Raw genomic sequence first — 12,546 nt, 5'->3', positions numbered from 1 at the left:
TTTGTCTTGATGGCGAACCCGATTCACTCCGGGATCCAGCTGTCAGCCGCTGGCAGCCAGTGCCACTCCAGACCGGCGGCTCGCGTCATGAATCCGTCACAGATAAAGAGTCCGGCCACCGCCGCCACCTGCTCGCCGTAATAGAGGATGGGGATGCGCCCCCGCTGCCAGGAGGGCACCCCATACTCTTGCAGCAACTTCTTGAAGCGCCGACTGCCGCTGCGCCCCACGGGTTTGAGCATGATCCCGGGCGTCACCTGAAAACGCACCGACATTGGCTCCCGCGCGGTGGGCAGCCTCAACCCCTCACCGCCTTGGCGCAGCGCTAGCTGCACCTGTCCCAGCCCGTCCGGCAAGGCGAGCGACTCGCCAACCGCCACCATCAGCTGCGCGTGACAGGGCGCCAGCCCCGGCTTGACCAGATGGAGCCGGCCCTGAAAACGGCGGCAATCCAGACTCTTCAAGCTGAACTGCGGATTGGCGTCCTCGCGCGCCAGCGCCACCTCCTGCCACAGCAGAGCCAGCTGATCCCGGGAGGGCATCTCGCCCCCCAGCCGGCGGATCCAGTAGCGCAGCAGGTTGTTGCGCCGGGTCGCCGAGAGCCCGTGCAACGGCTCGATATTCAGGGCACTCCCCTCACCGGCCAACCGCCAGTCCGCTTCGGCCAGCTCGGTCAGCAGCGTCTCCTGCTCGGCGCACAGCGCCATGCTGCGGGCGGCGGTGCGGGCCATGGCGGGCCAGCGCGCCTTGAGCTGCGGGATAAGCGTCTGGCGCAGGAAGTTGCGGTCATAGCTCACATCCTGATTGCTCTCATCCTCCACCCAGCCGTAAGGAAGCGATTGGGCCACCTCTGCCAACTCGGCCCGGCTGACCTCAAGCAAGGGGCGCAGCAGCAGGCCGGCCGCAAACGGCTGACTCGGCAGTATGCCCGCCAGGCCGCGCACGCCGGCGCCACGCTTGAGGGCCAGCAGCAGTGTCTCCAGCTGATCGTCCTGATGATGGGCGGTGAGCAGCCACTCCCCGGCCCCCAGGCTGGCGGCCAGCCGCTGATAGCGGGCCTCCCTGGCCTGGGCCTCCAGGCTCTCGCCATTGCCACGCACCAGTTGTACCCGCTCGACCATGAGCGGCACCGCCAGTTGCTGACACACGGCTTCACAATGGGTTACCCAGGCATCGGCGTGAGGGCTCAGGCCGTGATGCACGTGCAGGGCGCGCAGCACCAGCCCCTGCTCGCGGGCAAACTGCGCCGCCAGCACCAGCAACACGGTGGAATCGAGCCCGCCACTGAAGGCAACCAACAGGCCCCGGGAACCTTCCGGCGCCGGCAGGGTCTGACAAAAACGAGAATAAATACGAGAAATCATAGGCTTCCCCAAAACGACCAGGCCGATCTTAGCAGAGTCGGGCTTATCAAGCTGCAACCCGACTGTTAGAGTGAAGAACTGCCCTGTTTGGGCCAGGAAGCTGAATAACCCGAATTGGAATCCAACAAGATGAACAATAAAAAAAGCCTGCTGGCCGGCCTCATCGGACTGGCCTTGCTGGCCGGTTGTAGTCAGGCGCCGGACACAGCAGACAAGCACTCAGGCCTCGCGCTGGCCAACATGGACACCCGGGTCAAACCCGGTGACGACTTCTTCCGCTACGTGAACGGCCACTGGCTGGCCACCGCCAAGATCCCGGACGACAGGCCCGCCGACGGTGCCTTTTACATGCTGCGGGACAAGTCCCTGGCGGACGTGCGGGTGCTGGTCGAGGGGCTCGACGGCAAGGCGGCAGCAGGCACCCCGGCCCAGCAGATCCACGATCTCTACCAGAGCTATCTGGATCAGGGCAGCCGGGATGCCAAGGGCACCACGCCGCTGCTGCCTCTGCTGAGCGAGATCGATCAGATCCGCGATCGGAGCGGGCTGGCCCGGGCCTTTGCCCAGAGCGGTCGCACTGGCGGCGGCGCCCCGTTCGGCTTCTGGATCGACGCCGATGCCAAGGCGCCGGACAGCTATGCGGTCTACCTCTATCAATCCGGGCTCAGCCTGCCGGATCGGGATTACTACCTCAAAACCGACCCCAACAGCCAGGCGCTGCGGCAGAAATACGAGCAGCACATCGCCGGCATGCTGACCCGTTTCGGTGAAGCGGATGCCAAGGCCAAGGCCCAGCGCATCCTGGCCCTTGAGACCAAACTCGCCCAGATCCAGTGGGACAACGTGGCCCTGCGGGATCGGGAGAAGAACTACAACAAGGCGCCCCAGAGCGAACTCAAGCGCCTCGCTCCGCATATCGACTGGGATGGCTACCTGGATCAGGCCGGCCTCGCCGGTCAGAGCAACTTGGTCATAGGCCAGCCGAGTTATCTCGCCGCCCTCGATGGCCTGATGCAACAGACCCCGATCGGCGACTGGCAAGCCTACCTCAAGTGGCAGCTCATCACGGATTACGCTCCCTATCTCGACAGCCAGACCGACGCCCAGAACTTCGCCTTCTTCGGCACCACCCTGAGCGGCACACCCAAGCAACGCGCCCCCTGGGAGCGCGCCCTCGGCGTGCTGGACGATCACCTGGGCGAGGCGGTGGGCCAGCTCTACGTGGAGCGCTACTTCCCGCCCCAGGCCAAGGCCCGCATGGAGCAGCTGGTGGAGAACCTGCGCACCGCCTACGGCCAGAGCATTCAGGAGCTGGACTGGATGTCGCCGGCCACCAAGACCCAGGCGCTGGAGAAGCTGGCCAAGTTCAGGCCCAAGATCGGCTACCCGGACAAGTGGAAGGATTACAGCGCCATCGAGATCCGCCAGGGCGATCTGCTGGGCAACCTGCAGCGGGCCCACGCCTTCGAGTATGCCGACAACCTGGCACGCCTCGGCAAGCCGGTAGACAGAGACGAGTGGCACATGTCGCCGCAGACGGTGAACGCCTACTACAACCCGAGCAACAACGAGATCGTCTTCCCGGCCGCCATACTGCAGCCCCCCTTCTTCGACCTGACGGCGGATGATGCGGTCAACTACGGCGCCATCGGCGGAGTGATCGGCCACGAGATGGGCCACGGTTTCGATGATCAGGGGGCCAAGTCCGACGGCGACGGCCTGATGCGCGACTGGTGGACTCCGCAGGATCTCAAGGAGTTCCGCTTCCGTACCAGCCGGCTGGTGGCCCAGTACAACCGCTTCGAGCCCATCAATGGCCAGTTCGTCAACGGCCAGTTCACCCTGGGGGAGAACATAGGCGATCTGGGTGGCCTCACCATAGCCCACAAAGCCTACGAGCTGTCGCTCAAGGGCGAGGAAGCCCCCGTGCTGGACGGCTTCACCGGCGAACAGCGCTTCTTCCTCGGCTGGGCCCAGGTGTGGAAGGGCATGTATCGCCCCGAGCTGATGCAGATGCTGCTCGCCTCGGATCCCCACTCTCCGCCCGAGTACAGGGTCAACGGCGTGGTGCCTAACATCCCCGCCTTCTACGAGGCGTTCAACATACAGCCGGGTGACAAGCTCTATCTGGCCCCGGCCAAACGGGTCAAGATCTGGTAATGACCGCCTCCGGCGAGGCAGAGAAAGAGAGCCGGGCAGAGGCATGCCCCGAACCCGGCCCACACATTCACATCCGTGACGGGCAGGCGTGCCGCCCGTCACCGCAGCAACAAGGGTCACAACGATGAAAGCCTTATTCATGACACTCGGCCTGCTCACCCTGCCACTGACTGGCCAGGCGGCGGAGGGATTCTTCAAACAGCTGACGCTGCCCTCCGGCCAGGTGGTCACCGTCAGCGAGGGACGGGGTGAACCCGCCTCCATCGGCAGCTACGACGTGCGCCTCTACTCAGGCGCCAATCCCCAGTTTCCCCTCGATCAGTTCATCGACGGCAAGGTGCTGGCGCGCGACGGCACCATCAAGGAGCTCAAACTGCAGGATCTCAACGGTGACAAGCAGCCCGAGCTCATCGTCATCATGGAGAGCGCCGGCAGCGGCAGCTACCTGAGCGCCGACGCCTTCACCATACATCCGCAAGAGGGGCTCGACAGCTTCAACCACGTGGAAGAGCTGGCCCCCACGGAAGATGTGATCCAGGCGCTCAAGACCCCCCGCGATTAATTAATCACACGCCATGAGGCAGCCCCGCAACTTGGGGCTGCCGCCTTGTCGGTGACAGATGCCGACGCCCTTTCCCGCCTCCTTGCCGCCCGGCTAGGGGCCTGCGCCCCGATGGACGGCTATTTTTTCTGCGTTTATAATCGCCCCACCTTGCCACTGCGAAAAATAAGGAGGTAAAAAATGGTTATCCAAGCGTGTCCGATGTTCTCGGCCCGCCTGTTCGGCACATTCGCGTGCTCTTGCCTGCATACCATCGCGCTGCGATAGCGGGTTCGAGCAAAGCCGACTCCCTTCCAAACCGAGACCTTTCTCGACTCTGCCGTTGTCGCCAGCACTTCTGATGACAGGGATCTTCGATCCCGCCATTTAAGAGAGCAAGAGCATGACAACCCTGATGAGTACCCATTCCCTGCAAATGAGTGCGGGGCACCTTCCGTTATTTGACAACCTGGACCTCAGCATCAGCAGCGGTGATCGCATTGGCCTCATAGGCGCCAATGGCTGTGGCAAGAGCACACTGCTCGCCCTGCTGGCCGGTCAGCGCCAGCCCCATGACGGACGCATACACAAGGCCACCCCCTGCCGCTGTGAATTCGTGGCCCAACATCTGCCCGCGCAACTGCAAGCGCTCAGCACCCGCGCCGTGCTGCTCGATGCGCTGGCCAACGAGGCTGACCAGGCGTGGCAGGTGGACAAGATGCTGACCGAGCTGCAACTGGCCGAGCAGGCCGACCTCCCGGTCAGCGCGCTGAGCGGCGGCCAGCACACCCGTTTGCAGATAGGCCGCGCCCTGCTGCACCAGCCCAACCTCTTGCTGCTGGACGAACCCAGCAACCACCTGGATCTGCCCGCCCTGCTCTGGCTGGAGCGCTTCCTGCTGGCGTGGCGCGGTGCCTTCGTGCTGGTCTCCCACGATGGTCGTCTGCTCGATCGGGTGACCCGCGAGACGCTGATCCTGAGGGATCGGCGGCTTCATCGCTTCGCCCTGCCCTGCAGTCAGGCCAGGGCGGCTCTGGCCGAAGAGGACGAGCAAACCCGCCTGCGCCGGGCCGACGAGCAAAAAGAGATCGACCGCCTGAGCGCCAGCAGCAAGCGCCTCGCCATCTGGGGGCGGGAGCATGACAACGAGAAGCTGGTGCGCCAGGCCAAGTCCATGGAGAAACGGGTGGCCAGGCTGCAGGAGGAGCAGAGCGTGGTCGGGGCGGACGCCCCCTGGCGCCTCGAACTGCACGGGCAGGCGCTGCCCGCCGATGCCCTGCTGCGACTCGACGCCCTCGACGTGCGCCCCGCCCCCGGCCTGCCGCCGCTGCTGCGGGCCGAGGATCTCTGGCTGCGCGCCGGCGACAGGGTCGCCCTGCTCGGCGCCAACGGCACGGGCAAGTCCTCCCTGCTGCGCCAGTGCTGGGGCGAGGTGTGCGACCAACGACCGGCTGAGGGCTGGTATCGCCACCCTAGCGCCAGCATCGCCTACTACGATCAGTCCCTGCAGCAGCTGGACGACCACGCCACCCTGACCGATGCCCTCTATCCGCTGGCACCTTTGCCGGAGGTGTCGCTACGCCAGGCACTGATCCGCGCGGGCTTCCCCTACTCCCGTCACGGTCAGCGCGTCGCGACCCTGAGCGGGGGCGAGCGGGCCAGACTGTTGTTTCTCGCCCTGTCGCTGGCGAGTCACCATCTGCTCTGGCTCGATGAACCCACCAACCATCTGGATCTGGCAGGCAAGGAGGAGCTGGCCGAGGCACTGACCGGCTTTGCCGGCGGCGTGCTGCTTGTCTCCCACGACCGGGATCTGATCGAGCGCAGCTGCAACCGCTTCTGGGTGATCAGGCAGGGCCGGATCCACGAGGCCCACAGCGCCGAGCGGGCCTATGCCGAACTGCTCGGCGATGCGCCCGATCGACCCTCCGCCGACGCCCAAGCCAATGAGGCCAGGGGGGAGGAGCCCATGCCAGAGCACGATGACGAGGCTCAACTGGCGCGCTGGTACGAGCTGGATGCCCTGCTTGCCGCCGATCTCGCCCGCAAGCCCAAACATCAGACCCCGCGCCTGCAACAGGGCTGGCGCGATGAGCTGGGCAGGCTTGCCGACTTGCTGGGTCTTTCCGAACCCTGAGACAAGCAGCGATCCGCGCTTTTATTCCACCCTTTCACTCAACTCACGCGGCCGGCCACGGCTGGCCGCAAGGAGCACATTATGCCTTTACCACAACAACCCGGGATCAGGCTCGACCCCGTCACGGATGCCGACTTGCCCCACATCTATCGCGGTCTGTCGGACCCCAAGGTCATCGCCTGCTACGGCATCAGCTATGACACCATGGAGGCGTGCCAGGCCCAGATGCGCTGGTACGCCGAGATAGCGCAGTGCCAGAGCGGGGCCTGGTTCCTGATCCGCTGCCAGCGAAGCGGTGCCCCTCTGGGGGCCATCGGCTACAACGATGCCGACCCGCAGCACAAACGGGCCGAGCTCGGCTACTGGCTCTATCCCGAGTACTGGGGCCAGGGGATCATGCAGGCGGCATTGCGGCAGTTTCTGGCCCTCGTCTATCACACTACCGATTTGCACCGCCTGCTGGCGGTGGTGGAGGAGCCAAACCTCCCCTCCGCCCGCCTGCTCAAGCGGGCCGGCTTTCGCTACGAGGGGACGGCTCGGGAATGCGAGTGGAAGGGGGAGCAATTTATCTCCCTGCGGCACTACGCCCTGCTGCGCAGCGACCTGCCAGACGCGTGAGCACAACCGCATCTGGTAGCCAGCAAAAAGCCCCGCACTGCGGGGCTTTTTATCGGGTCGGTTACTTGATGGCGCAGATGTTGTCGGTGGCCAGAGTGCGGCGACGTCTGCGCCGCCACAACGAGAAGCAGCCATACCCCAGACTGAGCAGCGCCGCATAGAGCACCTGGGAGGCGAGCGCCACCAGCACGACGAGGCAGAGCAGCACGCTCAAGGCCGCCAGCCCCTTGCCCATGCCACCGAGCAGGCGCCAGCCCGCCGCCATGCAGAGCAGATAGACCAGCACGAAGTTGCCGTTGGCGTAGCGGATCAGCTCATCGAGCGGCAGTCGCAGCCAGAGGATCAAGGTGATGGAGACGAGGCAGATGACGAGCACCCAGCACAGGGCATTGAGCGGTGCTCCCCGGGCCGAGAGGCGAGAGAGGGAAACGGGCAGTTTGCCCTCCCGCGCCATGCTCCAGATAAGCCGGGCAAATCCCTGCAGGTAGATGTTGATGCTGGCAAAGCAGGAGAGGTAGCCCAAAATGGCCACCAGCCACTTGGCGGTGGGGCCGAACAGCAGGGAGAGCAGGGCCGGGATGGCGGTGGCATTGGTCGCCTCGTCGCCATAGAGACCATATTTGAGCACCACCAGCGAGTGGACCCAGTAAATCAGCCCCGCCAGCAGCACGCCACCGAGCAGGGCCAGCGGATAGTCCCGCTGTGGCCGCTTGAACTCTTCCCCCATGTGGGCGAAGGCTTCCAGCCCCACGAAGCACCAGAACATCACCGCCAGCGCCGTGCCCATGGCGGGCCACTCAGCCGCCGTCGGCAGTGGCTGGGCCGCGTCGCGCCAGCTGAGATCCCCCTTGAACCAGATGAGCAGGGTCAACCCCAATATGGCCAGGGCAATCAGCAACTGCAGGTTGCCGGAGGAGCGCGCCCCCCGCAGCCCGAGCAGAAACACCCCGAGCAGGGTCAGCAGCTGGATGGCCCACAGGGTCCACTCCCCCAGATCGAACAGCGCGTGCCAGAAGCCGGCGGCGATAGTGAGGGCCGCAGGCAAGCCCACCGGCAGCACAGCCAGGAACAGGAAGGCGGAGAAACGCTCGGCGCCGTTGCCAAAGGCGAGCCCGATGAGGTGCGGTGCCCCGCCCGCATGGGGATAACGGCGCCCCAGCCTGGCGAAGGTGAAGGCGATGGGCAGCACCAGCACGATTAGCAACACCCAGGCCCAGAGCGAGGCTCCCCCCGCCAGCGACGCCGCGGTCGCCGGCACCACGAAGATCCCGGTACCCAGCAGTGAGGTGGCGAGCAGCCCCATTCCCTGCCAGAGCCCCAGCTCTTTTTTCAACGCAGACATATCCTTTTGTCCTGACTGGAAAAACACCCCGCCATGTTAGGCCGCAGTCCCTTGCTTGTTAAGGGCTATCCGTTGCTCAAACAAAAAAAGCCGCCTCTTTCGAGGCGGCTCTTCTTTCAACAGACTAACCGGAGTTATCAGGCAATCAGCTTGTAGATGATGCCGGACATGGCGATCAGGCCAATCAGGGTCACGAAGCCGTTGCTGATGTTGCCAGCGTATTTGCGCATGGCAGGTACCTTGGTGATGGCGTACATCGGCATCAGGAACAGCAGCATGGCGATGATGGGGCCGCCCAGGTCTTCGATCATGCCGAGGATGCTCGGGTTGATGGTGGCGATGGCCCAGGTGGTCAGGATCATGAAGACCGCGGTCACCTTGTTCAGCTGCTTGGCATCAACCTTCTTGCCTTTTTCACGCAGCGCCTTGGCCATCAGACCGTTCATGCCTTCTTGTGCACCCAGGTAGTGACCCAGGAAGGACTTGCTGATGGCGACCATGGCGATCAGCGGAGCCGCAGTGGCGATGAAGGCGTTGTCGAAGTGGTTGGCCAGGTAGGACAGAATGGTGATGTTCTGTTCTTTGGCGGCAGCCAGGTCAGCCGGGGAGAGGCTCAGTACGCAGCTGAACACGAAGAACATGACGGTCATGACCATCATGACGTGGGCACCCAGCAGTATGTTGCCGCACTTCTTCTCGGCGCCTTCACCGTAACGACCCTTGTTGTCCACCGCGAAGGAGGAGATGATCGGGGAGTGGTTGAAGGAGAACACCATTACCGGAATGGCCAGCCACAGGGTCTTGATGAAGTCACCGTTGAAGGCGTCAGACAGTGCCGGCGCTTCTGTGATGATGGCACCGTTCCAATGCGGGATCAGGTAGAGCGCCAGGCCCATCAGGGTCAGCACGAACGGGAACACCAGCACGCTCATCGCCTTGACGATGAACTGGCCGCCGAGGCGAACGATCGCCATCAGACCCAGGATCAGCGCCAGCGACAGGATGGCACGGGGAGGTGCAGTCATGCCCAGCTGGTGAACCATCAGGCTCTCGACCGTGTTGGTGATGGCAACCGAGTACATCAGCAGGATCGGGTAGATGGCAAAGAAGTAGAGCAGGGTGATGAACTTGCCTGCGGTCTTGCCGAAGTGCTCTTCCACGACTTCGGTGATGTCACCGTCGCGAGTGGAGCCGGACAGCACGAAGCGGGTCAGGCCGCGGTGTGCGAAGAAGGTCAACGGCAGGGCCAGGATGGCCATGGCCAGCAGCGGCCACAGTCCACCTACACCGGCGTTGATCGGCAGGAAGAGGACGCCGGCACCGATGGCGGTACCGTACAGGCCCAGCATCCAGACCAGGTCGGCCTTGTTGATGCCACGGGAAGACGCGTTACTGGCTAAGCTGCCTTCAACTGCAATGTTCATGTCAGACATAGGGGTGTTCCTGTCATCAAGGAAAATAGAAAAAATCTAGTCAACCGGGCGCAATGCCCTGTTCCATCTCCCTGGAACTCCTGCAGTCCATCCCTGTTATTCTCATCCCACCGACTCGGCAACTTGCTCGCCACTCCATGTAGCAACCAAACTGCAACAAACAGGTCTGTGGGTCATCAGCCCGAGGGCCGCAAGCACGTCAACCGTTACAACTCATTAACGCACCTTTGTTCTGATGAGCTGACTCTAATTAAATCCCCTTACCGAGCACAGTGTTTTTTTGAATTAATCAACCAAAGTTTGACTGGAATCGCCTTTCTGGCGTCAGAGATCACGTTGCCAGCCCAATTTTGTGAACAACCATTAACAATTCCAGGTAGTTTCACCCGTATCTATATCCTTTGGGGTACAACAAACTGCTTACATTTGCCTGTTTGTTGCTCAAGTTGTGCACCGCAGTGCCCTGTCGTACCCTGTTCATCAACATTTCCCCGTTGAATTAATATGGCCATCACCCGTACCGACCTCGCCGAACTGGCAGTATTTGCCGCCGTCGCCCGTCACCAGAGTTTCAGCAAGGCCGCCCTCGAGCTCGGGGTATCGGCTTCCGCCCTGAGCCACAGCCTGAAAGGGTTGGAGACCCGCCTGGGTGTCAGATTGCTCAATCGCAGCACCCGCGCCGTGGTGCCGACCGATGCGGGCCAGCGCCTGCTCGAACAGTTGCTGCCCACCCTGAACCACCTGCAGAGCGCCCTCGACGAACTGGCGCATCACAGCGACGAGCCGGTGGGGCGGCTGAAGATCAGTGCGCCACGGGGCGCCATCGACGAGCTGCTGGCCCCGGTGTTGATCGACTACATGGTGCGCTACCCGCGCATGCAGGTGGAGGTGGTGGAGCAGGAGCTGATGCCGCGCCTCATCGAGGATGGCTATGACGCAGCCCTCTTTTATGGCGATCTGCTGCCCAAGGAGATGATAGGTGTGCCGCTCGGGCCGCCCCAGCGCTATCTGGTGGTGGCGGCCCCCGCCTATCTGGCCAGGCACGGCACCCCGCAACACCCTCGCGAATTGTCGCGCCATGCCTGCATAGGTTACCGGTTGACCCCTTCCCACCACTACCGCTGGGCGTTTGCCGGAGAGGAAGGTTCCATGTTGGAGATAGAGGTGACCGGGCCCCTCACCACCAGCACGCCGGCGCTCTATCTGGGGGCGGCAGAGGCGGGGCTGGGATTGGCGTATTGCCTGGAGGAAGAGGTGAGCAAGCAGCTGGCACAGGGAAACCTGGTGAGCGTGCTGGAGCAGTGGTGCCCCACCTTCGTCGGATTTTCACTCTTTTATCCCAGCCGGCATCAGCTGGGCAGCGGCCTGCGCGCCCTGATAGACATGCTCAAGGCACACTATCAAACCCGATGATTACTGAGCGTGACTCAGCAATTCATCAAATAAAAACCGGATTATCAACAAAAAGATATTAATCTAGACTGTCTGCTCGATAATCGAACTCCCCAAGAGAACAGATATGTCTGCTTACTTCATGTTGCGCCAACGGGCGATGACTCGCCGTTTCTGGGGCTATGCCCTCCCCTCCATCATGGCCATGCTGGTCTCCGGTGCCTACTACCTAGTCGATGGCATCTTCGTCGGCCACTACGTGGGCGCCGCCGGCCTCGCCGGCATCAACCTGGTCTATCCCGTCATCATGGTGTTGATCGGGCTCGCCGCCATGATCAGCATGGGGGCGGCCACCGCCATCTCCCTGCATCAGGGGGCAAAGAATATCCGGCTGGCCCGACAGGCGCTGGTCAATGCGTTCTGGCTGCTCGGGCTGCTCGGGGCCCTGGCGCCCTTGCTGCTTTACTACTGGCACATCGACATACTGCTGGCATTGGGGATTGAGCAAGGCACAGAGACCTGGAAGCAGGCCAGTGACTACCTCACCTGGATTGGCGGCGGCACCCTGCTGCTGGCCTGCAACCTGGCGGTGCCCTACCTGCTGCGCAACGATGGCAAGCCAAGGCTGGCCATGATCCTGGTCAGCAGTGGCGCCATCCTCAACATAGTACTCAACTACCTCATGGTCGGCCGGCTCGGACTGGGGCTGGTGGGCTCGGCCCAGGCGACGCTCATCACCGAGGGGATCGTCAGCCTGCTTGGCCTGGGTTACTTCTTTACCAGTCATGCCAAACTGCGCCTCTCATGGCGCCACATGGTACCCAGTTTTCCGGCCATGCCCAACCTGCTGTTCACCGGTCTGCCGAGCCTGATCGCCCAGTTCAACCTGGGGCTGCTGCTGCTGCTGCACAACAGCCAGCTGATGGCGTATGGTGCCATCAAGGATCTGGCCGGCTTCACAGTGGCCGGTTACACCGAGGCCGTGTTCATCGTGATCCTGCAGGGTCTGGCCTTCGGCATCCAGCCGCTCATCAGCCAGGCGACGGGGGCCAAACGCCATCGGGATCTGAAATTCCTGATGGAGATGGGGCTCAAGATCACGCTCATCTATGGCATGGCGGTCTGGCTGCTGATCCAGCTGCTGCCACGCCAGGTGGCCATGCTCTACATCGGCAATCAGGATGCCGAGCTGCTTGCCGCGGCCGTCAGCAGCCTGACCCTCAACCTCGGCGCCATTCCGCTGGAGGGGATCATCATGTTCGGCATAGTGTTGCTGCAATCCATGGCCCGCACCAAGCAGGCGCTGATCATCTCGGCGGCCAAGACACTGCTGCTGCTGCCGCTCATCTTCCTGCTGCCGCTCTGGTGGGGCCGCGAGGGTGTGCTGATGGCCCAGCCCACCACAGTCTTGCTGCTGACCCTGCCGCTGTGCTGGCTGCTGTGGCGGGAGTGGCGTCGCCTCAAGCTGGCGTGCACACCCCAGCGTCCGCACCACGCCAAACCGATCGGCGCCCGTCAGGGAGTCCAGCTGGCCCGCCGCGCCGGCTAGCCATTACGCA

Annotated in this window: 9 protein-coding genes; 6 read left to right on the top strand and 3 right to left on the bottom strand. The window is 63.2% G+C overall.

All coding sequences use genetic code 11. The features are described 5' to 3' along the window. Positions 1 to 23 precede the first annotated feature (23 nt). Entirely contained in the window at positions 24 to 1,364 is a 1,341-nt protein-coding gene (gene tilS, locus AACW87_RS05360) for a tRNA lysidine(34) synthetase TilS (RefSeq protein WP_241324406.1), read from the bottom strand. 129 nt (positions 1,365 to 1,493) lie between these two features. On the opposite strand from tilS, the gene AACW87_RS05355 reads away from it, so the two are divergent. From AACW87_RS05355 to AACW87_RS05340, 4 genes are all read left to right on the top strand, one after another. Further along, entirely contained in the window at positions 1,494 to 3,524 is a 2,031-nt protein-coding gene (locus tag AACW87_RS05355; RefSeq protein WP_241324405.1) for a M13 family metallopeptidase, read from the top strand. Positions 3,525 to 3,648: 124 nt separating this feature from the next. Beyond that, positions 3,649 to 4,086: a PliI family lysozyme inhibitor of I-type lysozyme gene (locus AACW87_RS05350; RefSeq protein ID WP_241324404.1), complete on the top strand. Its 438-nt coding sequence runs from the start codon at positions 3,649 to 3,651 to the stop codon at positions 4,084 to 4,086. 382 nt (positions 4,087 to 4,468) lie between these two features. Next, the gene (locus AACW87_RS05345; protein WP_241324402.1) at positions 4,469 to 6,202 is read left to right on the top strand and encodes an ABC-F family ATP-binding cassette domain-containing protein; all 1,734 of its coding nucleotides are present in this window, start codon (positions 4,469 to 4,471) and stop codon (positions 6,200 to 6,202) included. An 81-nt stretch (positions 6,203 to 6,283) separates the two neighbouring features. Next, complete coding sequence (locus AACW87_RS05340; RefSeq protein WP_241324401.1) at positions 6,284 to 6,820, top strand: GNAT family N-acetyltransferase; 537 nt, start codon at positions 6,284 to 6,286, stop codon at positions 6,818 to 6,820. 61 nt (positions 6,821 to 6,881) lie between these two features. On the opposite strand, the gene yjeH is transcribed toward AACW87_RS05340, so the two are convergent. Next, a complete protein-coding gene (gene yjeH, locus AACW87_RS05335; RefSeq protein WP_241324399.1) occupies positions 6,882 to 8,162 on the bottom strand; it encodes an L-methionine/branched-chain amino acid transporter in 1,281 nt (426 codons plus the stop codon). 137 nt (positions 8,163 to 8,299) lie between these two features. Beyond that, on the bottom strand, positions 8,300 to 9,595 hold the full coding sequence (locus AACW87_RS05330; RefSeq protein ID WP_043134499.1) for an HAAAP family serine/threonine permease: 1,296 nt from the start codon (positions 9,593 to 9,595) through the stop codon (positions 8,300 to 8,302). Positions 9,596 to 10,099: 504 nt separating this feature from the next. Between AACW87_RS05330 and AACW87_RS05325 the strand changes: the two genes are divergently transcribed. Then, positions 10,100 to 11,008, top strand: coding sequence for a LysR family transcriptional regulator (locus AACW87_RS05325; protein ID WP_241324397.1), 909 nt, complete (start codon positions 10,100 to 10,102; stop codon positions 11,006 to 11,008). A 106-nt stretch (positions 11,009 to 11,114) separates the two neighbouring features. Next, positions 11,115 to 12,536, top strand: a complete 1,422-nt coding sequence (locus AACW87_RS05320; protein ID WP_241279217.1) for an MATE family efflux transporter — start codon at positions 11,115 to 11,117, stop codon at positions 12,534 to 12,536. The last annotated feature ends 10 nt before the right edge of the window (positions 12,537 to 12,546 follow it).

The sequence above is a fragment of the Aeromonas sp. MR7 genome (assembly GCF_963899385.1).
GTDB classification, from domain to species: domain Bacteria; phylum Pseudomonadota; class Gammaproteobacteria; order Enterobacterales; family Aeromonadaceae; genus Aeromonas; species Aeromonas bestiarum.
The sequence above is the reverse complement of the archived record's forward strand: the minus strand, read 5'-3'. Positions and strand labels throughout refer to the sequence as shown.

Bases quoted from the DNA above. Each gene is read 5' to 3' on its own strand.
- AACW87_RS05325 (WP_241324397.1), top strand. From the start codon at position 10,100: ATGGCCATCACCCGTACCGACCTCGCCGAACTGGCAGTATTTGCCGCC.
- AACW87_RS05320 (WP_241279217.1), top strand. From the start codon at position 11,115: ATGTCTGCTTACTTCATGTTGCGCCAACGGGCGATGACTCGCCGTTTC.
- AACW87_RS05350 (WP_241324404.1), top strand. From the start codon at position 3,649: ATGAAAGCCTTATTCATGACACTCGGCCTGCTCACCCTGCCACTGACT.
- AACW87_RS05330 (WP_043134499.1), bottom strand. From the start codon at position 9,595: ATGTCTGACATGAACATTGCAGTTGAAGGCAGCTTAGCCAGTAACGCG.
- AACW87_RS05340 (WP_241324401.1), top strand. From the start codon at position 6,284: ATGCCTTTACCACAACAACCCGGGATCAGGCTCGACCCCGTCACGGAT.
- AACW87_RS05345 (WP_241324402.1), top strand. From the start codon at position 4,469: ATGACAACCCTGATGAGTACCCATTCCCTGCAAATGAGTGCGGGGCAC.
- tilS (WP_241324406.1), bottom strand. From the start codon at position 1,364: ATGATTTCTCGTATTTATTCTCGTTTTTGTCAGACCCTGCCGGCGCCG.
- yjeH (WP_241324399.1), bottom strand. From the start codon at position 8,162: ATGTCTGCGTTGAAAAAAGAGCTGGGGCTCTGGCAGGGAATGGGGCTG.
- AACW87_RS05355 (WP_241324405.1), top strand. From the start codon at position 1,494: ATGAACAATAAAAAAAGCCTGCTGGCCGGCCTCATCGGACTGGCCTTG.